The sequence below is a fragment of the bacterium genome (assembly GCA_024742285.1).
Taxonomy (GTDB): Bacteria; Myxococcota_A; UBA9160; order UBA9160; family UBA4427; genus UBA4427.
Genome location: JANSYR010000019.1, coordinates 57,012 through 78,830 on the forward strand (window position 1 = coordinate 57,012; position 21,819 = coordinate 78,830).

The window sequence follows — 21,819 nt, forward strand, 5'->3', positions numbered from 1 at the left end:
GAAACCGGACGCCCCCCGATCACGACCCGTTCCCGCGCATGGCTGCGGGCGGGACCATGAGGACTCGACGTGAACGAGCGACCGTCCACCCACCCCTCCCGAGGCGGGCTGGCCTCGCGCCTGCGACGCGCTGCCGGGGCCCTCTTCGTGGCTTCGATCGCGCTCGCCGCGCAGCCCCTCACCGCGCTCGCCGACGAGGAGCGCGATCGCCGCGCCCAGCGCTACGAGGATCTCGCCGTCTTCACGAGCGTGCTCGAACGCGTGCGAAGCCACTATGTCGAAGAGGTCGACGAACACGCGCTGATGGAATCGGCGATGAAGGGGATCCTCGAGGACCTCGATCCGCACTCGGCCTTCATGACGCCGGACGCCTGCGAGGACATGAAGGTCGAGACCCGCGGCGAGTTCCACGGGATCGGCATCGAGATCTCGAAGGCGAGCGGCGCGTTCATCGAGGTCGTCTCCCCGATCGACGGCACCCCCGCTTCTCGCGCCGGCATCCAGGCCCGCGACCGCATCACCTCGATCTGTCCGACCGAGAAGCCGGCGGACTGGACCGAGGATTGTCGCGGCACGACGGAGATGAGTCTCGTCGAGGCCGTCTCGCTCATGCGCGGCAAGCGCGGCACGACGATCTCGATCTACGTCCTCCGCGAAGGCCTCGCCGAACCCCGGCGCTACGAGATCGAGCGGGACACAGTCAAGGTCGCGTCGGTCCGCGACGAGATCGTGGAGCCCGGGATCGGGCACCTCAAGATCTCCTCGTTCCAGGAACGAACCGGCGCGGACGTTCGGAGGAGTCTCGACGAGCTGCGCGAGGTGAACGAGGGGCCGCTCGAAGGACTCGTCCTCGATCTGCGCGACAACCCGGGCGGGCTGCTCAACCAGGCGGTCGAGGTCGCAGACGCCTGGCTCGGCGAAGGTCTCGTGGTCTACACGCAGGGACGCGACGAGCGGGAACGGACGGAGTTTCCGGCGGGCGACGCGACGCGCGAGCCCGACTACCCGGTCGTCGTGCTCGTGAACGAGGGCAGCGCGAGCGCCTCCGAGATCGTCGCCGGCGCCCTCCAGGACCATCACCGCGCGCTCGTGCTCGGCGTGCCCACCTTCGGCAAGGGCTCCGTACAGACGATCTACGACCTCGACGGCGGCGCCTGCCTGCGGATCACGACCGCCCTCTACTACACGCCGGCGGGTCGTTCGATCCAGGAGGTCGGCATCCAGCCCGACCTGCTCGTCCAGCGGGGCGACTCGGAGGGCGGCCGACTGCCGAGCCGGCGTCGCGTGAGAGAGAAGGACCTGCAGGGGCACTTCACCCAGAAGGACGCCACCGAGCTCGACGGGGGCACCGCGCCGCCGACTCGCATCCTCGAACACGAGCAGTCGCCCGCGGATGGAGCCGCTCCCGACGGAGAGACCCAGGCGCTGGAAGCGTCCGAGCAGGCTGAGCCCGTCGACGTGCAGCTCGCCCGCGCGGTCGAGGTCCTCAAGAGCTGGACCTATTTCGAGGATCTGCGGAAGATGCGCGAAGAGCGGGACGGCGAAGCGACCGACGGCGCGACGGTCGCAGCGGCCGAGGGTTCGTGACGAGCGAGGTCGGTGGGGTGCGCCCGCGCCGGCGCGAGCCGCGGTTGCTCGGTGTCGGCCAGCTGCTCCGCGGCCTCCAGGGCCTCTTCGAGCAGCGCGTCGGAAACGTCTTCGTCGTCGGCGAGATCAGCAATCTCCACGAGGCGCGCTCGGGGCACGCCTACTTCACGCTCAAGGACGACGAGGGGCAGATCCGCTGCGCACTCTTCCGCGGCGCGGCGCGAAGCGTCCGCTTCGGCCTCGAAGAGGGGCTCGAGGTCGTCGCCGAGGCGGACGTCTCGATCTACGCCGCTCGCGGCGATCTCCAGCTCGTCGTGCGGACGCTCGAGCCGCGCGGGGTGGGTGCGCTCCAGCTCGCCTTCGAGCAGCTGCGCAAGCGCCTGCAGGCGGCGGGTCTCTTCGACGAGGAGCGGAAACGCCCGTTGCCCGAATACCCGAAGCGGATCGGGTTGGTGACCTCGCCGACGAGCGCGGCCGTCCGTGACGTGCTCAAGGTCGCCGGGCGGCGTTTCCCGGGGACACCGATCCTGATCGCGCCGACGCTCGTCCAGGGCGACGAGGCGCCGGCGCAGGTGGCCGCGGCGATCGGTCGCGTCGCCTCTGCGCCGGATGTCGACGTGGTGCTCGTCGTGCGCGGCGGCGGCTCCCTCGAGGATCTCTGGGCCTTCAACACCGAGGCGGTGGCCCATGCGATCGCGGACTGCCCGGTCCCCGTCGTCGCGGGGGTCGGACACGAGACCGACGTGACGATCGCGGACCTGGTCGCGGACGTGCGTGCGCCGACGCCGTCGGCGGCGGCGATGGTCGCGCTCCCGGACGGGGAGGCGCTCGCACGGCTCGTCGAGCGGGACACGCGACGGTTGGTGTCGGCGATCGAGTCGGAGCTCGATTCGGCGCGGCATCGGGTCGAGCGGTCCGTCGAGGTCCTCCATGCGCGCAGCCCGCAGGCGCGGGTCGCGCTCGCGCGGACCCGCGAGGCCCGGGCGCGAACGGCGGCCCTCGCGGCGATCCGGCGCCACGTCGATCGGCGGAGGCGGCGGGTCGGCGAGTTGGCGGCGCGGCTCGATGCGATGAGTCCGCTCGCCGTGCTCGGGCGGGGCTACGCCCTGGCGCGCCGGAGCGAGGACGGCCGGGTCGTGCGCCGGGCGACGGACGTGGCGGTCGGCGAGACCCTCGACGTGCAGCTCGCGGAGGGGGCGCTCGGCGTCGAGGTCACGCGACTCGACCCCGCCGAGGACGCGGACCGGGCCTGACCGGAGGCCGGGCGAAACGATTCGCTGCGCTAAAAAGTCCTTCGATTCCAAGGGGTTCGGGGCATGTGTCGCGTTGACGCACACCGGGTCCACGGTTAGAGTCGGGAACACCGATCGAGGTCCCATGGCCGCCAAGAGCAGCAAAGCCGCCGCGCAGAATCAGGAGGCCCCCGAGCCCCTCAGCTTCGAGGGTGCCCTCGAGCAGCTGGAGACGACGGTCGGTCGCCTCGAAGAGGGGGAGATGCCCCTCGAAGAGGCGCTCGAGCTCTTCGAGAAGGGCGTGGGGCTGTCTCGGCAGTGCACGGAGACCCTCGAGGCCGCGGAGAGGCGGATCGAAATCCTGGTGGCGGACCGGGAGGGCGCCGACGGCGAGTGGGCGAGCGAGCCCTTCGACGATGCCTTCGAGCAGGACGAGGACGATGACGAAGATCCCGACGACTGAGCGGTCGGTCAGGGACGCCGCGCGAGCGGCCTGAGGATTGCCGGTGGATGTCGCAGCGTACATGGCGGAACGGATTCCGCTGGTCGATCGCGCGATCGAAGCGCGCCTCGATGGCCTCGCGAGCGGGGAGGCGCCGATCCCGGCGAACCTCGCCGGCGCGATGCGGCACCTGCTCTTCCCGGGCGGCAAGCGGCTGCGGCCCGTCATGGCGCTCGCTGCGGCCGAGGCCGTCGGAGGGCCCGCAGAGGCGGCGCTTCCGCTCGGCGTCGCGGTCGAGCTCGTCCACACGTATTCGCTGATCCACGACGACCTGCCCTGCATGGACGACGACGATCTGCGGCGGGGTCGGCCGACGGTCCACAAGGCCTTCGACGAGGCGACGGCGGTCCTGGCCGGTGATGCGCTCCTGACCGAGGCCTTCTCGGTCCTGTCGGAGGACGCGCACGCCGCCGATGCGCAGATCCGCCTCGACGTGGTCGGGCTGCTCTCGCGCTCGTCCGGCGCGCTCGGGCTGGTCGGCGGACAGGTCGACGATCTCGCCTTCGAAGCGGCGGGCGGGGACACGGGGGGAACCTCCGCGGGCTTCCTCGCGTCCATCCATGCGCGCAAGACCGCCGCGCTCTTCCGTGCCTCGATCGAGGGCGGGGCGATGCTGGCGGGCGCCAACGCCGGGCAGCGCGAGGCGCTCGAGCGCTTCTCGCGGGACGTCGGCATCGGCTTCCAGATCGCTGACGACGTGCTCGATGCGGACTCGGGCGAGGCAGCGAGTATCCTCCGGCTCCAGGGGATCGACGACGCGAAGCACGGTGCAGAAGGGCTGCTCGACCGGGCCCTCGGCGAGATCGATGGGTGGGGCGAGGCGGCGGAGCCGCTGCGGGCGCTGGCGCGCTTCGCGATCCGGAGAGAACGATGAGCGGACGATGCGGAAGACGGGGACGGCGATGAGCGACGCAAACGAGACGCGACCGCTGCTCCACGAGATCGAGCGCCCGTCCGATCTGCGCAAGCTTCCGCGCGACAAGGTCGAGCAGGTGGCCTCCGAGATCCGCCACGAGATCCTCTCACGGGTTTCGCAGACCGGCGGCCATCTGGCGTCGAGCCTCGGCGCCGTCGAGCTGATTACGGCGATCCACTACGTCTTCGACACGCCGAGCGATCGGCTGATCCTCGACGTCGGTCACCAGGGCTACCCGCACAAGATGCTGACGGGCCGGCGCGAGGACTTCGAGACGATCGGCCAGCGCGGGGGCATGTCCAAGTTCCTGCGCCGGACCGAGTCCGAGTTCGACCATTTCGGCGCCGGCCACGCGGGGACGTCGATCTCGGCGGCCCTCGGGATGGCGCGCGCGAAGTTCCACCAGGGCGAGGACGGCGTGGTCATCGCCCTGATCGGCGACGGCTCGATGACCGCGGGCATGGCCTTCGAGGCCCTGAACCACGCGGGTCACCTCGACGAGAACAACCTGATCGTCGTCCTGAACGACAACGAGATGTCGATCGATCCGAACGTCGGCGCGCTCTCCTCCTACCTCTCGAGAAAGCTCTCGGCGCCGATGGTCCGCCGCATGAAGGGCTGGGCGCGCGAGTTCCTCGACGGCCTCCCTGGCGACATGCTCCACTGGGCCCGGAAGGCCGAGGAGTCGGTCAAGACCTTCTTCACCCCCGGCATGCTCTTCGAGGCCCTCGGTTTCCGCTACGTCGGTCCGATCCAGGGACATCGCATGGACATCGTCCTCGAGACGATGGAGAACGTGAAGGAGCTCGTCGCGAACGGCGGCGGTCCCGTCTTGATCCACGCGATGACCGAGAAGGGCCACGGCTACGCGCCGGCCGAGGCCGACCCGCTCAAGTACCACGGCGTCGGCCAGTTCGACGTGGAGAGCGGAAAGTTCGCGCCCAAGAAGGCGGCGCCGCCGACCTACACGAACGTCTTCTCGGACACGCTGATCCGGCTCGCGCGCGAGGACGAGCGGATCGTCGCGATCACCGCGGCGATGGCCTCGGGCACCGGCCTCGACAAGTTCCAGCGAAAGCTTCCGAAGCGCTTCTACGACGTCGGAATCGCCGAGCAGCACGCGGTCACGTTCGCTGCGGGTCTTGCCGCCGAGGGCATGAAGCCCGTCGCGGCGATCTACTCGACCTTTCTCCAGCGGGCCTTCGACCAGGTCGTGCACGACGTCTGCCTGCAGAACCTCGACGTGACCTTCGCCCTCGACCGGGCCGGGCTCGTGGGTGCCGACGGCGCGACCCACCAGGGACTCTTCGACTACGCCTACCTGCGAACGCTGCCGAACGCGGTCGTAATGGCTCCGAAGGACGAGAACGAGCTCCAGCACCTGCTCGCGACCGCGATCAAGTACCCGGGCCCGTCGGCGATCCGCTTCCCGCGCGGCTCGGGGATCGGGACGGCGCTCGATCCCGACGTCAAGGAGATCGCCATGGGCGAGGCGGAGCTCCTGCGAGACGGCGACGACGTCGCGCTGATCGCGATCGGCAACACCGTCCATCCGGCGGTCGAGGCGGCCGGTGAGCTCGCGAGCGAAGGCATTTCGAGCGCGGTCCTCAATGCGCGCTTCGTGAAGCCGCTCGACCGCGAACGGATCCTCGACCTGGCCCGCCGCGTCCGCACCGTCGTCACCATCGAGGAACACAGCGCGATGGGTGGCTTCGGGAGCGCGGTGCTCGAGCTGCTGGCCGAGGAAGGGATCCGGACGCCGGTCCGGACCCTCGGCATCCCGGACAAGCTGATCGAGCACGGCGAATCCGCCGCGACCCTCGGGCTCGCCTCGCCGGACATCGCCGCCGCCGCCCGCGCCCTCGTCGCGGCCGCGGACTGATCCCCGTACTCCCTTGGCGCCCGCCGCCGCCCGGGGTGAGCGACTCGACGAGCGGGTCGTCCGCGAAGGCCTCGCCGAGAGTCGGAGCGCGGCGCAGGCGCTGATCCTCGCGGGCCGGGTCCTCGTCGACGACACGCCCATGGACAAGGCGGGGACGCGGATCGCGCCGGAGAAGTCCGTGCGCCTCAAGGGCGGCGCCCGCGCCTTCGTCTCTCGCGGTGGCGACAAGCTCGCCTCCGCCCTCGACCATTTCGGCTTCGACCCGACCGGTCTGCGCGCTCTCGACGTCGGCGCCTCCACCGGGGGCTTCACCGACTGCCTGCTGAAGCGGGGGGCGTCCCACGTCTGCGCGATCGACGTCGGGCACTCCCAGATGCACTCCCGGCTCCGGCTCGATCCGCGGGTCGACGTCCACGAGCGGGTGAACGCGCGGCACCTCGACCCGGCCGAGTTCCCGGGGCCCTTCGATCTCTTCGTCGTCGACGTTTCCTTCATCTCCCTCACGCTGGTCCTGCCCGCGATCGATGCCTGCGCGCCGGCTGCCGACGGCCTGCTCCTCGTGAAGCCCCAGTTCGAGGTCGGGCGCGATCACGTGGGGAAGGGCGGGGTGGTTCGCGACGACGCGCGGAGGGCCGAGGCCGTGGACGCGGTCGCGGCCGCAGCGGCCTCCCTCGGCCGCCGGGAGCTCGGGCGCGTGGACAGCGCCGTGCCCGGTCCCAAGGGCAACCGCGAGATCTTCCTCTGGATATCCGGCGCCGGGGACGATGAAGGGGCAGGGGGTTGATTCCGGGTCCCGCGGGACCAGGTTCGCCCCACGCGGATGGGGAGGGGCCGGGCTGCTATGGTCCCGAATGCCCGCGATGCGCCGGTTCCGGCCGGTGCTGCGAAGAAGGAGTTCCCGGATGATCGACGTGACGACGGAAGCGGCCGCGCAGATTCGAACGCTGCTCGCCGAGGACGACAAGCTCGAGACTCATGGCCTCCGCATGAAGGTGATCGGCGGCGGCTGCTCCGGACTCCAGTACCAGCTCTCCTTCGACGACGTCGTGCGCGACGTCGACGCGGAGATCGAGGCCGAGGGCGTCAAGGTGATCGTCGACGAGAAGAGTGCGCTCTACCTGGTCGGCTCGGTCCTCGACTTCGTCGATACGCTCCAGGAGTCGGGCTTCAAGATCGAGAACCCGAACGCCTCCAACACCTGCGGATGCGGCTCTTCTTTCGCCGCCTGATGAACGGTGTCTGATCGCTCGGGCGCCTCTCCCGATCCCGACCGCTCCCCTCGCGTTCCCTACCTCGACCACCACGCGACCACGCCCATCGACGAGCGGGTTCGCGAGGCGATGGCGCCCTATCTCGAGTCCGAGTTCGGGAACGCCGCGAGCACGACCCACGCCTTCGGGTGGCGGGCGGAAGCCGCGGTGGATCTCGCGCGGGAGCGGATCGCGGAGTTGGTCGGCGCGGAGCCGCGGGAGATCGTCTTCACGAGCGGAGCGACCGAGAGCAACAATCTGGCGATCCTCGGTCTCGCCGACGCGGCGGCGCCGCCCGGGCATCTCGTGACCGTTGCCACCGAGCACCCCGCGGTCCTCGACCCCTGCCGCGCCCTGATCGCCCGCGGCTGGGAGCTCACCGAGCTTCCCGTGGACGGGGAGGGACGCGTCTCCCTCGACGATCTGGACGACGCGTTGCGTGACGACACGCGACTGGTCTCCGTCATGGCGGCGAACAACGAGATCGGGATCATCGCGCCGGTGGGCGAGATCGCCGGGCGATGCCACGCGCGCGGGATCGTCTTCCATACCGACGCGGCCCAGGCGGCGGGCAAGATCCCGCTCGATGCCCGGGCGCAGGGCCTCGACCTCGTGAGCGTGTCGGGCCACAAACTCTACGGACCGAAGGGCGTGGGCTTTCTCCGCGTTCGCCGCGGCGGGCAACCGCGGGTGAAGCTCGCGCCGCGCCAGTTCGGGGGCGGACACGAAGGCGGACTGCGTTCGGGGACGCTGCCCGTTGCGCTCATCGTCGGACTCGCGCGCGCCTACGAGATCGCCGAGGGCGAGCGCCAGGCGGAGTCGAAGCGGCTCGCCGATCTGCGGGACGGGCTCTGGCAGGCACTCGCGACCGCGCTTCCCGGACGCGTGCGCTGGAACGGACCCCGCGACGAGCGTCTGGCCGCGAACCTGAACGTCTCGTTCGAAGGCATCGACGGCGAGCGGCTCCTCGCGGATCTCGGCGGGCTCGCGATCTCGTCCGGCTCCGCCTGCAGCTCCGCGAAGCCCGAGCCGAGCCACGTGCTGCTCGCCCTCGGGCACACGCCCGCCCTCGCCAAGGCGACGCTCCGGATCGGGTTCGGGCGCCACAACACGCCCGCCGACGTGGACCATGCGGCGGAGCGGATCGTCGGGGCCGTGCGCGCACAGAAGCCGAAGAGCTGAGCGCGGTGTCTCCCCGGGGCGCCTCGCGCGGGGAGTGTACGTGTATACTCCGCGCCCATGGCGGCCGGCGGAGCGCGTCCGACAAAGAGGGGGCGCCGCCCCCGACTCTCCCGCGATCAGGTCGTCGACGCGGCGACACGGATCCTGCTCGAGGAAGGGGTCGAGTCGCTCACGATCCGCGCGGTCGGTACGGCGCTGGGAAGCTCGCCGATGGCCGTGTACCGCCACGTCCAGGACAAGGACCACCTGCTGGTGCTCGTCCTCGACCAGGTCGCGGCCGAGATCCCGAGGCCGAGGCTCCCGAAGCGGCCCCGCGCTCGGGTGATCAAGCTCTGGTGTGCCATCCATGCATGCCTGACCGAGCACGCCTGGGCGGTCGAGGTACTGGCGGCAGGCGACAAGATGGGCCCATCGATCCTCTGGTTCATGGAGCGGACCGGCGGTGCGCTTCGGGACGCGGGTCTCTCCGAGCGCGAATCGGTTCGAGTGATCGACGCGATCTGGCGTCTCACGATCGGGTCGTTGCTCGTCCAGCGCGGGTACGACGCACTGACGGGCTCGTCGCCCGAGGCGTCGATGCAGCGGGCGCTCTACGAGAATCCCGATCGCGACGCCTTCCCGGTTCTGGCGACGTTGTCCCGGGAATGGGAAGCCGTCCGCGCACGGAACGACTATCGCGCCCACCTGGGGGCCCTCCTCGACGGGCTCCACGAATGGGATTGACCAAGGGCCTGCTTTTTGTTTACGTGTACGCAAAAGGAGGACCCACCCGTGGAAGCGTATGAGCTCGGTGCGATCGTCCCGAACCTGAAGCCCCTGAAGCTGTCGCCGAACGCGACGGAAGCGGATCACGATGCCGCGATGAGGCCGCTCGGGACCTTCAACGAATGCATGACCGGACTGCTCCGTTTCGAAGGGCAGTCGCCCTGGGAGCGGCACCCGCAGGACGAGCTGCTGATGGTCCTCGATGGCGCGGTCGAGCTGACGCTGCTCGCCGACGATGGGCGTCACGTGACGGAGTCGCTGGGCAAGGACTCGGTCGCCGTCGTTCCCTCCGGCGTCTGGCATCGCCAGCACGCGAGAGCGGGCGTGACGCTCTTCTTCGTGACGGCTTCGGGGGAGGACGACGTGTCCTGGGCGGACGACCCGAGGTCGGCGGACGACCCCGCCTGAGCGCGCGACGAGTCGCCGGGAAGCGCGTGGACGGTTTGCCCCCAGGGTGGGGCTGGGTGCCCGATCGTCGATCCACGCCGGCTCGGGACGAGTCGCGGCCCCTCGAAGCCTGCTCCGAGCGCTCGGAGCCCGGCCAGCGGATCGGGACCGGTCCGCTATAGTGCCGCCGCCGCAGCGCGACCCCCGGTCACCCTCGGCGCTCCGATGGGTCTTGGCCCGTCCCGGAATCCCGCCCGTGCTCTCGGGCCGGTGACCGGTCACCGGAGCGGCCCGACCCCCGCGCGCGGCGAATCCGCGGAACAGGGCGCGTACGTCGCGCCCTCTCGTTCGCATCGCACCCATCACCCGGAGCGCAGCGGCGGCCGACCCGGCCGGCGGACGGCGCTCCCGTCCGAAACCCGAGAAGGAAGAAGCAAGTGTCGGAACCCAAGGGAAAGAACCTCACGTGGCACGAAGGTCAGGTCAGCCGTGACGACCGCGAGAAGAAGCTCGGCCAGAAGGGCTGCACGATCTGGCTGACGGGGCTCTCCGGCTCCGGCAAGTCGACGATCGCCGTGGCCGCCGAGAAGGCGCTCGCCGAGAAGGGCCACCTCACGTACATCCTCGACGGCGACAACATCCGCATGGGCCTCAACTCGAACCTCGGCTTCTCGCCGGAGGATCGGACGGAGAACATCCGGCGGATCGGCGAAGTGTCGAAGCTCTTCACCGACGCCGGCATCATCTGCTTCACGTCCTTCATCTCGCCGTATCGCGCCGACCGAGACCAGGTCCGCGAGATCATGGGCGAGGGGGACTTCATCGAGGCCTGGGTGCAGGCCTCGGTCGAGACCTGCGAAGGCCGCGACGTGAAGGGTCTCTACAAGAAGGCCCGCGCGGGCGAGATCCCGGAGTTCACCGGCATCTCCGCGCCGTACGAGGAGCCGCTGAACGCCGAGCTCGCGCTCGACACGAACGGGCAGTCGGTCGACGAGAGCGTCGCCCAGCTGATCGCGTTCCTCGACAAGAGCGGATACCTCTCCTAGTCGGCGCTACGCGGCGCTCTCCAGTCGGCGCTTCGCGCCTCTCGGCAGGCCCCTTCTTGGGGCCTGTCTTGCGCCGAGGGCTCCTGTTGGAATCCGGCGGTGTGCGCTCGGCGCTGATCTCCAGTCGCGGCCCTTTTCCGTCGATGCAGGACGGGAAAGGGCCGCGCTGCATTTCGAAGCTGGAAGCGGGGGAGGGGGGAACCCCGCGCCCTGCGTTCCTCGAGGCGCAGTCGACAGGAGAGGGTCGAAGGGTGACTCTCTCGGCCGCGGTACGCGGACACCCGGTCGGTTCGGTCGGTGTCCCAAGTGCCTGGAATCGCAGGGAACGAGGGGGAGATGTGAGCGAAGCGGCCGAGATGGCGATGCCGAGTCCGGTGCGAGGACGTGCCGGGCGGTCCTGGCTCGCGGTGGCCGCGACGCTGATCCTCCTGGGAAGTGCGGGCTGTGCCTCGGTCCCCTCGCCGAAGTGGACCGTGGGCGACGGGCGGGCCGAGCGGCGCGCCCCGGCCCTTCGCGAGATCCGAGCGGAACGCTCGGCGGACTACGACGTGCTGGTCGGCGAGCTGGCCAAGGCGGACCGTGACCTCGAAGGCGCCCGCGAGGCCTACCTGCGGGCCGCCGAGAAGGATCCGAACTCGGCCTTCATCGCGGACCGGCTCGCGCGGCTCCACTGGCAGCTCGACGACGTCGATCTCGCGGTCGACCAGGCGGAGCGGGCCTTCGAGCTCGCGCCGGACCAGGTCGAGGTCCGTCTCTTCCTGGGCCGTCTCTACAGCCTGGAGCAGAACTACGAAGGACTCGATCGCGTGCTGCGCGATCGGGACGGGCGGCCCCTGGACGCCGACTCCGCGTCCCAGCTCTATCAGGTCAGCCTCGAACGCGGCGACCTCGACGAGGCCGAGAACCTCGCGCGCCAGCTCAGCGAGATGGAGCCGGACCAGCTCCGTGGCCCGCTCGGACTGGCGACCGTGTACGAGCAGCGCCGCGACTTCGACGCGGCGACCGCCGTCGTACGCCGGACCCTCGAGAACTTCCCGGACAATTTCCTCCTGTACATGCGCCTGGTGCAGATCGAACGCCAGCGCGGGGATCGTGCAGGAGAGATCGCCGTCTACCGGGAAGTGCTTCGCAGTCACGCGAACCACTACGGCGTCCTTCAGCGCATGGGCCAGGCCCAGCTCGAGGAGAACGACATCGACGGGGCGATCGCGACCTATTCGTTGATCGTCGAGAACTATCCCGAGGACGTGCGCACGCTCCGCCGCCTCGCGCAGATCGAGTTCTCCGCGGGGCGCTACGAGTCCGCCGCCGGGCGGCTGGAGGTCGTGCTCGAGAAGTCGCCGGACCAGCCCGACCTCGCCTTCGCCCTCGGGCAGATCAAGCGCGCGCTCGGGGACGACGAGCGCGCGTTCGCCATCTTCGAAACGATCGCCCCGACCGCGGCCAACTACGTCGACGCGCGGCTGCAGATGGCGGCGATCCACGAGCAGGCCGGCCGCAAGGCCGAGTCCCTCGCCGAGGTCGACCGTCTTCGCGCTCTCCGACCGAATCGGCAGCTGGATTTCCATGCCGCCGCCCTGCGGATCGAGATCGGGGACTTCGAAGGCGGCGTCGCGCTGCTCGAAGGACTCCTCGACGGCAGCGACGACGACCGCGACGTGCTCTACCAGCTGGGCGTCCAGTACGGCATCGCCGGCGACGCCGATCGTTCCGTCGAGTACATGCAGCAGGTCCTCGAACTCGACCCGGACGACGCGAACGCGCTCAACTACATCGGCTACACGTGGGCGGACGAGGGTGAGAATCTCGAGGAAGCGGAGCGCATGATCGCGCGGGCCCTCGAGCTGTCCCCCGACGACGGCTACATCACGGACTCCCTCGGCTGGGTCTACTACCGGAGGGCCGAGGAGCGCTTCGCGGCCAAGGACGAGGACGAGGCGCTTCGCCTGCTCGAGCGGGCGGAGACGGCGCTCATGCGCGCGGCAGAGCTGACCGGCGGCGACTCGGTCGTGTCCGAGCACCTCGGTGACGTGTTGCTGCTTCGTGGAGACAAGCGCGGAGCGCTCGGGTACTACGAAGAGGCCGTGACCCTCGACGTGCGCGAGGACGAACAGCCGAACCTCTACGACAAGCTCGAGAGTCTGCGGCGCGACCTCGGGGCGTCGAGTCCTGCTCAGTGAGAAGGCCGTGAGCCTGCCCCTTCGGGCAGTGCGCCTCGTCGCACTCCTCGCGATCGCCGCGAGTCTGGCCGGATGTCTCGACCGGCGCCCGGCGCTTCCGATCGTGCCCGAGGGCCAACCCCTCGCCTTCGCCGACGAGCGGGTGGCTCGTGTCCTCGCACGCCACGCCTCGCGAGCGAGCGAGCGGGCCGGGCTCACCGGCAGCGCCCGCGTCGCGCTCTCGGGACCCGACTTCAAGCTGAACCGTCCCCAGCGAATCGCCCTCGCGCGCCCGGCCCGACTCCGCTTCGAGATCCTCGGCCTCTTCGATCAGCTCGCGGCGATCCTCGTGACCGATGGGCTCGACTACGGCTTCTTCGACGCGTCGACGGGCGAGGTCTCCCGCGGCCGCGTCTCGAGCGCGCTCCTCTGGAACCTGACGAAGATCGACCTCGCTCCGGACGAGCTCGTCGGTCTCCTGCTTGCCGGGCCGCGCCCCGCCGACGGGACCCTGCACGCGGGGGCCTGGCTCGAGCCGTCCGGGCGCCTCGCGATCGCCTTCGCCTGGCCCACGGACGGGGCAGAGGCGGCCTGCCTGGCCGAGGACCCGCTCGACGTCTCCGCTTCGCCGGAGTGCGCCCTCCCCGAACGCGCGGTCGTCGCGACGGGGGGCCAGCTCTTCTTCTTCGACGAGATGGAGGAACTCGTGGAGGTGCGGGGGCTCGATCCCGGCGGCGTGATCCGGTACCGCGTCCGCTTCGAAGACTACGTCGCGATCGAAGGTCCGGACGAGTCCCGGTTCCCGAAGCGCGTGACGTTGGAATCCCCCGCGACCGCCTCGGAGGCCCGCTTCCAGTGGAAGCGGGTTCGTTTCGTGCCGGAGCTGACCGACGAAGTCTTCCAGCTTCCGGAAACGATGCGGGGGCGCGACGGCTAGCCGTTCGAGGCCGTCGCGTGACGGCTATTCGAGGCCGGTGATGCGATCCCCGTCGACGTCGATCCGCTCTGCGAGCGGACGGGCGGGCAGGCCGGGCATGCGCAGGATCTCGCCGGTCAGCGCGACGAGGAAGCCGGCGCCCGCGTTGATCTGCAGACCGCGCACGGTGATGTCGAAGCCGCTCGGGCGTCCGCGCAGACGCGCGTCGTCGGAGAGCGAGCCCGGGACCTTGGCGATGCAGATCGGCAGGTCGCCCAGGCCGAGGCGATCGATCTCGGTGAGGTCGCGTCTCGCGCTCTTCGTGAACTCGACGCCACTCGCGCCGTACATCGTCCGGGCGACCGCCTCGATCTTCTCCTGGACCGGATCGGAGAGCGCGTAGAGCGGGCGATAGGGCGAGGGACTCTCTTCGGCGTGCTCGACGAGCAGGCGGGCGAGTGTCTCCGTGCCCTCGCCGCCGTGGGCGAAGTGATCGGCGAGGGCGACGGGCACCGAGAGCGATTCGCAGAACGCGATGACGCGATCGAGCTCCTCGGGCGAGTCCTCACCGAAGCGGTTCAGCGCGACGATCGGCGTCTCTCCGAAACAGCGGATGCTCTCGAGGTGCTTCTCGAGGTTCGGCAGTCCCCGCTCGAGCGCCTCGATGTCGGGCTGGCCGAGCGCGCTCCGAGCGACGCCGCCGTGCATCTTGAGCGCCCGGATCGTCGCGACCAGCACGACCGCGGCGGTGTCGAGGCCGGCCGCGCGGCACTTGATGTCGAAGAACTTCTCGGCCCCGAGGTCGAACCCGAAGCCCGCCTCGGTGATCGTCCAGTCGGCGTGATGCAGGGCCATGCGGGTGGCGAGCACGCTGTTGCAGCCATGGGCGATGTTCGCGAAGGGGCCACCGTGCAGAAAGGCGGGTGTGCCTTCGAGGGTCTGCACGAGGTTCGGGCGGAGCGCATCGCGAAGCAGCGCGAGCATCGCGCCGGTCCCACCGAGGGATTTCGCAACGACCGGATTGCCCGCGCGATCGAAGCCGATGAGAATCCGGTCGAGCCGCTCGCGCAGGTCCTCGATGCCTTCCGCGAGGCAGAGGATCGCCATCACTTCGGAAGCGGCCGTGATGTCGAAGCCGCTCTCGCGCGGAACGCCGCCGGTCTTCCCGCCCAGTCCGATCACGATGTCGCGCAGGGCGCGATCGTTCATGTCCATCACGCGCTTCCAGAGCACGCGGCGAGGGTCGAGGTCGAGGTCGTTGCCGTGGTGGAGGTGGTTATCGATCAGCGCGGCCAGGAGGTTGTGTGCGCTCGTGATCGCATGGAAATCCCCGGTGAAGTGCAGGTTGATGCGCTCCATCGGGATCACCTGCGCGTAGCCGCCGCCCGCGGCACCGCCCTTGAGCCCCAGCGACGGTCCGAGCGAGGGTTCCCGGAGCGCCAGGGCGACGGACTCGCCGATCCGCGCGAGGCCGTCGGCCAGTCCGATGCTCGTCGTCGTCTTGCCTTCGCCCGCCGGGGTGGGGGTGATCGCGGAGACCAGCACCAGTCGGCCGGGCTCGCGACGCGCCGCCGGTCGCTCCCGGGTGAGGGCGGCCAGGTCGATCTTGGCGACGTCCTCCCCGTAGCGGTGGAGGTCGGTGGTCTGGATCCCGAGCGCCCCCGCGATCTCGTCGATCGGGCGGGGGCGCGCGGCCTGGGCAATCTCGACGTCGCTCGGCATGGCGTCAATCGTCCCCCGGCCGGAGCACCGGCGCCAGCACGTCCGTCTCGACCCCGTGCTCTCGGGACGGGGTTCTCTCCTCGCTCATTGAGCGGCGCCATTCTGCCGATACGGGGTCACGTCCAGCACCCGGTCGAGCTTTCCGGGACCCGGGGCGCCGCGCGGCTACGGAAAATCTTTTCCTTTACCGCGACGAAGCCACTAGAATCCGGCCTGGAACGGAAATTCGAGCAGAACTGGGGGGTTCGAGTCCATTGCGCATGTCGGGGGGGCATCGCGTGATCGAGCAGCGGCGGGGTCGCTGCGTCCTCGTCGGGCTGGGCCTCGCGCTCACGCTCGTGCTCACCGCGTGCTCGAACGATCCCTACCCGCCGGAGCCGCCCGGGCAGAAGATCCTCTACAGCTCCTTCACGGAAGCGCCCCGGACCCTCGATCCGGCGACCGCCTACACCACGGTCGCCCACTCCGTCACGGGGGCCGTCTACGAGACGCTGCTCAAGTACCACTTCCTGAAGCGGCCCCTCGAGCTGATGCCGGGGCTCGCCGCCGCGCTGCCCACGGTCGAGGACCTCGGCGAGGGGCGGAGTCGCTATCGCTTCGTGCTCCGGAAGGGCCTCCTCTTCGCGGACGACGCGTGCTTCGAGCTCGGAGCACCCGGCGCGCGGACGCGCGAGATCGTGATGGGTGACGTCGCCTTCCAGCTGATGCGCCTCGCCGACCCGAAGGTCGGCAGCCCGGTGATCGAGCCCTTCGCGAACATCGACGGGTTCCAGGAATTTGGATCGGCCCTGGCCGAGCGTCGGGAGGCGGACGAAGCCTTCGCGGCGCGACCGGTCCACGAACAGTACGCCGAGCTCGGGGGGATCCGCGGGATCGCGACGCCCACGCCCTGGACGCTCGAGATCACGCTCCACCGTCCCTATCCGCAGATCCGGTACTGGTTCGCGATGGAGTTCTCGACGCCGGTGCCCTGGGAGGCCGTCGCGTACTACGACGGGCAGGGCGGGCGACCGCGCTTCGACGACCACCCCGTCGGCGCCGGTCCCTTCTACCTGGCCGAGTACGACAAGCATGCGCGCTACGTGCTCGAGAAGAACCCGAACTGGTACGGAGTGCGGAATCCCGAGTGGCGGGCGCCCGCCGCCGTCTTCCCCGAGCCGGCCGAGGAAAGCGACGTGGACTCGGGGCGGGCCGAATACGCCGGCCGGTCGCTCCCGCTGATCGACCGCGTGATCGTCGTCCGCGAGAAGGAGAACATCCCGCGCTTCAACAAGTTCATCCAGGGCTACTACGACGCGTCGGGCATCATCAAGGAGAGCTTCGACAGCGTCGTCGTCGAAGGGGGACTCTCCGAGGAGATGAAGGAGAGGGGGATGCGCCTGGGGAAGAGTGTCTCCCCGGACGTGTTCTACATCGGGTTCAACTTCGACGACGAGGTGATCGGGCGCGCCGGGGGGGAGCGGAGCCGAAAGCTCCGTCAGGCGATGAGCCTGTCGCTCGACGTCGGCGAGTTCCTGCGGATCTTCAACAACGGCCGCGGGGTCGTCGCGCAGTCCCCGCTGCCGCCGGGCATCTACGGGTTCGACTCCGACTACCAGAACCCGAATCGACGTCTCGATCTCGAGCGCGCTCGCGAGCTGATGGTGGAAGCCGGCTATCCCGGCGGGATCGATCCCGCGACGAACGAAGCGCTGAAGCTCGGTTTCGACACCGCGAACACCACGACCGCCGGTCTCAACCAGGTCCGCTTCTTCACGAACGCCTGGCGCGAGATCGGGATCGACGTCGCGATCCGGCCCACGAACTACAATCAGTTCCAGGACAAGATTCGCCGCGGCGACTATCAGGTCTTCCAGTTCGGGTGGGTGGCCGACTACCCGGACCCGGAGAACTTCTTCTTTCTCCTCTGGTCGAAGATGGCGCGCAGCGTGGCCGGCGGGCCCAACGCGGCGAACTTCATGGACGACCGCTTCGACGAGCTCTTCGTCTCGATGAAGGCGCGGGAGAACGGGCCGGAGCGGATCGCCGAAATTCGCGAGATGCGCTCGATTCTCGAGCGCGAGCGCCCCTGGATCGAGCTCTTCCACCGCGAGGACTACTCGCTCTATCAGGGTTGGGTGAAGAACGTGAAGCCGATGGGGCTGTCGATCCCGACCTACCAGTACCGGGACATCGATCCGGAGGCGCGGCGCGCGCTTCGCGAAGAGTGGAACGAGCCGGTGCTCTGGCCGGCCTGGACGCTGCTCTTCCTCGCCTTCCTGGTGATCGTCCCGGGCGTTCGAACCTACCTCGAGGAGCGTCAGTAGATGGGCGCCTACGTCCTCAGACGACTCGCCTACGGCGTCGGCGTCGTGCTCGGCGTGCTCTTCCTGCTCTTCGTGCTCTTCTTCGCGGTCACGGAGCCGGAGGACATCGCGCGGAAGGCCCTCGGCGACAAGGTGCCGCCGGAGGCGATCGCCGTCTGGCTCGAGAACCACGGCTACGACCGTCCGCTCTGGCCCTGGCAGGACTTCGAGGAGAACCTCCTCTTCGACCACTACCGGAGGATGCTGACCTTCGACTTCGGTCTCTCGGACGCGGACGACTCGCCGATCGTCGATCGGATCCGCGCGGGCGCCGGGCCCTCGCTCACGTTGACCGTGCCGCTCCTGGTGCTCGGACTGCTGACGGCGATCCCGCTCTCGCTCCTCGTCGCGTTCTTCCGCGAGACCTACATCGACCGGATGGGCGTCTTCCTCTGCGTCCTTGCCATGTCCGTCTCGACGCTCCTCTACATCATCGGCGGCCAATACGTGGTCGGGAAGCTGCTGCGCTGGTACCCGATCTCGGGCTTCGACGCGGATCCGATGATGCTGCCGCGATTTCTCGCGCTGCCGATCCTGGTCGGGATCCTCTCCGGCGTCGGCGGGGACGTGCGCTTCTACCGGACGGTCTTCCTCGAAGAGAGCAGCCGTGATTTCGTCCGCACGGCCCGTTCGAAGGGCGCGAGCGAGCCCCGGATCATGACGCGGCACGTCCTCCGAAACGCGCTCATCCCGATCCTGACCCGGGTCGTGACCGCGATTCCGTTCCTCTTCATGGGATCGCTGCTGCTCGAAGCCTTCTTCGGCATCCCCGGACTCGGTTCGATGACCTTCGACGCGATCCAGGCGAACGACTTCGCGACGCTGCGGACGATGGTGTACGTCGGAGCCCTGCTCTTCATCTTCGGTCAGGTCGCGACGGACATCTCGTACGGATTCGTCGATCCGCGGGTGAGGGTCGAGTGATGGAGATCGAGGCGTACGTCTGGTCGAACGCGTTGACCGTGCTCCTGCTCGCGGGCATCGCCTGGGCGGCGCGGATCGTGCGCGGCCAGCGGCTCTGGCGCGAAGCGGCCGCGGAGCTCTGGCGGCGTCGGCGCTTCGCGATCGTCGTCGTGGGGATCTACCTGGGCATCGGCGTCGCCGATTCGATCGCCTGGGTCGGCGGCGTGCCGGAGGATGCGGTCGGCGTGCTCCCGAACGCGCCGCTCTCGCTGATCGACCGGCTCTTCCTCGACACGCGCGAGGCGAGCTACTCGGCGCCGCTGGCGTCGATCGAGTTCTACGGCGGCAAGCCCCTCCGCCACCCCGGGAGCCACCTGCTCGGGACCGACATCCTCGGTCGCGACGTCCTCTACATGGTCTTCAAGGGCGCGCGGGTCGCGCTCCTGATCGGCGGCCTGACGAGCCTGATCGCGATTCCGCTGGCGCTCTTCTTCGGCGTCTCCGCCGGCTACTTCGGCGGGCGGATCGACGACGTGGTCTTCTTCCTGATCTCGACCCTCGCCGCGATCCCGGGCCTGCTCCTCTTGATCGCCCTGATCATGGTCATGGGGCGCAGCACGGTCTCCGTCTGCATCGCCCTGGCCGTGACGGGCTGGGTCGGCTTCTGTCGCCTCTCCCGCGCGGAGACCCTCAAGCTCCGGGAGCTCGACTACGTCCAGGCGGCCCGCGCGCTCGGTGTCTCCGAGTCGCGGATCATCCGCCGGCACATCCTCCCGAATCTGGCCCACCTGATCGTGATCACCTTCGTGCTCACCTTCAGCGGTCTCGTCCTGTCGGAGGCCACGCTCTCCTGGCTGGGAATCGGCGTCGACGGAAGCTGGGGGCAGATGATCGACGGCGCCCGCGACGAGCTCTCCCGCAGCCCGATCGTGTGGTGGAACATCGGCGCGGCCGGCAGTGCACTCTTCGGCTTGATCCTGGCGGTGAACGCCGTCGGCGATGCGATCCGCGACGTGCTCGACCCGCGGACGACGCGAGGCGGCGAATGACGGCGCTGCTCGAGGTGCGGGATCTGCGGACGGCCTTCCCGTCGAAGGGGGGGCCGCTCCCGGTCGTCGACGGCGTCTCCTTCGACCTCCACCGGGGCGAGGTCCTCGCCCTCGTGGGCGAGTCCGGCTCCGGCAAGTCGATGACGGCGTTCTCGGCGATGCGACTCGTGCCGAAGCCGGGCCGCGTCGTGTCCGGCAGCGTTCGGCTCGACGGGACGGAGCTGCTCGACCTTCCCGTGACCGAGATGCGCAAGGTGCGCGGCGCACGCATGGCGATGATCTTCCAGGAGCCGATGACCTGCCTGAATCCGGTCATGCGCGCCGGAGACCAGGTGATCGAGGCGATCCAGCTCCACGAGGACGTGTCGACGGCGGATGCAAGGGCCCGGACGCGGGAGCTCTTCGTCGAGGTCGGGATCCCCGACCCGGAAGCGCGGCTCGATGCCTATCCCCATCAGCTCTCGGGCGGACTCAAGCAGCGCGTGATGATCGCGATGGCGCTCGCGACGCGTCCCGAGATCCTGATCGCCGACGAACCGACGACGGCTCTCGACGTGACCGTTCAGGCGCAGATCCTGTCGCTCCTGCGCGACCTCCAGCGCAGTCGCGGTGCGGCGATCCTGCTCATCACCCACGATCTCGGGATCGTGAACGAGCTCGCAGATCGCGTCGCGGTCATGTACGCCGGTCGGCTGGTGGAGGTCGCCGAGCGCCGGGCGCTCCTGAGCGACCCGCGACATCCCTATACCCAGGGGCTCCTCCGATCGATCCCGGCCCTCGCCGCGCCGGGCGAGGCGCGTCCCGAGATCGCCGGGGTCGTTCCGTCGCCGGATCAGTGGCCCGCCGGCTGCCGCTTCTCCACGCGCTGCCCGAAGCGGATCGAGCGTTGCGACACGGTCTTCCCGGAGGAGACTGCGCCGGAAGAGGGGCGTCGCGTCTGGTGCCACGTCCAGGACGGAGAGGGCGCATGAGCGAGTTGCGCGACGAGCTGCTCCGCGTGTCCGGCCTGCGGACGTGGTATCCGATCAAGAAGGGCCTGCTCCGCAAGACCGTCGGCCACGTCCAGGCGGCGACGGACATCGGCTTCGCGATCGCGCCCGGCGAGACGCTGGCGCTCGTCGGTGAATCCGGCTGCGGCAAGACGACCGTCGGCCGTTCGATCCTCCGCCTCGAATCGCCCCAGGAGGGCGAGGTCCTCTTCGAGGGCCGCGATCTCCTCGCCCAGGACGACGAAACGCTCCGGGCCGCGCGCCAGCGTGTCCAGATCGTGTTCCAGGATCCGATGGCGAGTCTCGACCCGCGCATGCGCATTCGCGACCAGATCGCCGAGGGCATGGAGTCCTTCGGGATCGGCGAGAACGAGGCCGACCGGACGAAGCGCGTGGCGCGCCTGCTCGAACGCGTCCAGCTCGATCCCGCGGCGATGGATCGCTACCCCCACGAGTTCTCCGGTGGTCAGCGTCAACGCATCTGCATCGCGCGGGCCCTCGCGGTCGAGCCCCGGCTCATCGTCTGCGACGAGTCGGTCTCCGCCCTCGACGTCTCCATCCAGGCCCAGATCCTGAACCTGCTGCGCGAGCTGCAGGTCGAGCTCGGCCTCTCGTACCTCTTCATCACCCACGATCTCTCGGTCGTGCGCTATCTCGCCCATCAGGTCGCCGTCATGTACCTCGGGAAGATCGTCGAGCAGGGGCCGACGGAGCGCATCTTCGCGACCCCGGCCCATCCCTACACCCAGGGTCTCCTCGCGGCGATCCCGTCGATCGACCCGGACCGCCGGGGCGGGGCGCCTCCTGTGCTCGGCGATGTCCCTTCGCCCTCGGATCCGCCGCCGGGCTGCCACTTCCACACGCGCTGCCCCCGCGTGATGGACCGCTGTCGTCGGGAAGCGCCGCCGATGGTCCCGATCGAGGGGGGCGCAAGCCGCTGCTTCCTCTCGGCCGAGGAGGGCGACGCCCCGGCCTGATCCGGGCCCG

Annotated in this window: 19 protein-coding genes; 18 read left to right on the forward strand and 1 reads right to left on the reverse strand. The window is 69.7% G+C overall.

What is annotated here, in order from left to right:
• The first annotated feature begins 69 nt into the window (after nt 1-69).
• The 13 genes from NXI30_25570 to NXI30_25630 all read left to right on the forward strand — a co-directional run bounded on the left by NXI30_25570 (nt 70) and on the right by NXI30_25630 (nt 13,845).
• Nucleotides 70-1,587: a S41 family peptidase gene (locus NXI30_25570; protein ID MCR9097601.1), complete on the forward strand. Its 1,518-nt coding sequence runs from the start codon at nt 70-72 to the stop codon at nt 1,585-1,587.
• A complete protein-coding gene (gene xseA, locus NXI30_25575; GenBank protein MCR9097602.1) occupies nt 1,584-2,840 on the forward strand; it encodes an exodeoxyribonuclease VII large subunit in 1,257 nt (418 codons plus the stop codon). Before NXI30_25570 ends, xseA begins: the two co-directional genes overlap by 4 nt.
• 124 nt (nt 2,841-2,964) lie before the next feature.
• Nucleotides 2,965-3,282, forward strand: a complete 318-nt coding sequence (gene xseB, locus NXI30_25580; GenBank protein MCR9097603.1) for an exodeoxyribonuclease VII small subunit — start codon at nt 2,965-2,967, stop codon at nt 3,280-3,282.
• A 43-nt stretch (nt 3,283-3,325) separates the two neighbouring features.
• The gene (locus NXI30_25585) at nt 3,326-4,195 is read left to right on the forward strand and encodes a polyprenyl synthetase family protein (protein MCR9097604.1); all 870 of its coding nucleotides are present in this window, start codon (nt 3,326-3,328) and stop codon (nt 4,193-4,195) included.
• Between the two features lie 28 nt (nt 4,196-4,223).
• A complete protein-coding gene (gene dxs, locus NXI30_25590; protein MCR9097605.1) occupies nt 4,224-6,119 on the forward strand; it encodes a 1-deoxy-D-xylulose-5-phosphate synthase in 1,896 nt (631 codons plus the stop codon).
• A 13-nt stretch (nt 6,120-6,132) separates the two neighbouring features.
• Nucleotides 6,133-6,903, forward strand: a complete 771-nt coding sequence (locus NXI30_25595; protein MCR9097606.1) for a TlyA family RNA methyltransferase — start codon at nt 6,133-6,135, stop codon at nt 6,901-6,903.
• A gap of 118 nt (nt 6,904-7,021) precedes the next feature.
• A complete protein-coding gene (locus NXI30_25600) occupies nt 7,022-7,348 on the forward strand; it encodes an iron-sulfur cluster assembly accessory protein (GenBank protein MCR9097607.1) in 327 nt (108 codons plus the stop codon).
• 6 nt (nt 7,349-7,354) lie between these two features.
• Nucleotides 7,355-8,551, forward strand: a complete 1,197-nt coding sequence (locus NXI30_25605; protein ID MCR9097608.1) for a cysteine desulfurase — start codon at nt 7,355-7,357, stop codon at nt 8,549-8,551.
• A 57-nt stretch (nt 8,552-8,608) separates the two neighbouring features.
• Complete coding sequence (locus NXI30_25610) at nt 8,609-9,274, forward strand: TetR/AcrR family transcriptional regulator (protein ID MCR9097609.1); 666 nt, start codon at nt 8,609-8,611, stop codon at nt 9,272-9,274.
• Nucleotides 9,275-9,322: 48 nt separating this feature from the next.
• Entirely contained in the window at nt 9,323-9,724 is a 402-nt protein-coding gene (locus NXI30_25615; protein MCR9097610.1) for a cupin domain-containing protein, read from the forward strand.
• Between the two features lie 416 nt (nt 9,725-10,140).
• A complete protein-coding gene (cysC, locus tag NXI30_25620) occupies nt 10,141-10,749 on the forward strand; it encodes an adenylyl-sulfate kinase (protein ID MCR9097611.1) in 609 nt (202 codons plus the stop codon).
• 338 nt (nt 10,750-11,087) lie between these two features.
• Complete coding sequence (locus NXI30_25625; GenBank protein ID MCR9097612.1) at nt 11,088-12,929, forward strand: tetratricopeptide repeat protein; 1,842 nt, start codon at nt 11,088-11,090, stop codon at nt 12,927-12,929.
• 7 nt (nt 12,930-12,936) lie between these two features.
• Nucleotides 12,937-13,845, forward strand: a complete 909-nt coding sequence (locus NXI30_25630; protein ID MCR9097613.1) for a hypothetical protein — start codon at nt 12,937-12,939, stop codon at nt 13,843-13,845.
• A gap of 24 nt (nt 13,846-13,869) precedes the next feature.
• Here NXI30_25630 and NXI30_25635 read toward each other — a convergent pair whose 3' ends face one another.
• Nucleotides 13,870-15,546: a formate--tetrahydrofolate ligase gene (locus tag NXI30_25635; GenBank protein MCR9097614.1), complete on the reverse strand. Its 1,677-nt coding sequence runs from the start codon at nt 15,544-15,546 to the stop codon at nt 13,870-13,872.
• Nucleotides 15,547-15,806: 260 nt separating this feature from the next.
• Between NXI30_25635 and NXI30_25640 the strand changes: the two genes are divergently transcribed.
• The 5 genes from NXI30_25640 to NXI30_25660 are packed head-to-tail and all read left to right on the forward strand — an operon-like array spanning nt 15,807 to nt 21,809.
• On the forward strand, nt 15,807-17,852 hold the full coding sequence (locus tag NXI30_25640) for an ABC transporter substrate-binding protein (GenBank protein ID MCR9097615.1): 2,046 nt from the start codon (nt 15,807-15,809) through the stop codon (nt 17,850-17,852).
• Nucleotides 17,853-18,815 carry an ABC transporter permease gene (locus NXI30_25645; protein ID MCR9097616.1) on the forward strand — a complete coding sequence of 321 codons (963 nt, stop codon included), beginning with the start codon at nt 17,853-17,855 and terminating at the stop codon, nt 18,813-18,815.
• On the forward strand, nt 18,815-19,843 hold the full coding sequence (locus tag NXI30_25650) for an ABC transporter permease (protein ID MCR9097617.1): 1,029 nt from the start codon (nt 18,815-18,817) through the stop codon (nt 19,841-19,843). The genes NXI30_25645 and NXI30_25650 overlap by 1 nt, the downstream gene beginning before the upstream one ends.
• Nucleotides 19,840-20,814 carry an ABC transporter ATP-binding protein gene (locus tag NXI30_25655; protein ID MCR9097618.1) on the forward strand — a complete coding sequence of 325 codons (975 nt, stop codon included), beginning with the start codon at nt 19,840-19,842 and terminating at the stop codon, nt 20,812-20,814. Before NXI30_25650 ends, NXI30_25655 begins: the two co-directional genes overlap by 4 nt.
• Nucleotides 20,811-21,809, forward strand: a complete 999-nt coding sequence (locus NXI30_25660; protein ID MCR9097619.1) for an ATP-binding cassette domain-containing protein — start codon at nt 20,811-20,813, stop codon at nt 21,807-21,809. Before NXI30_25655 ends, NXI30_25660 begins: the two co-directional genes overlap by 4 nt.
• Nucleotides 21,810-21,819: the final 10 nt, after the last annotated feature.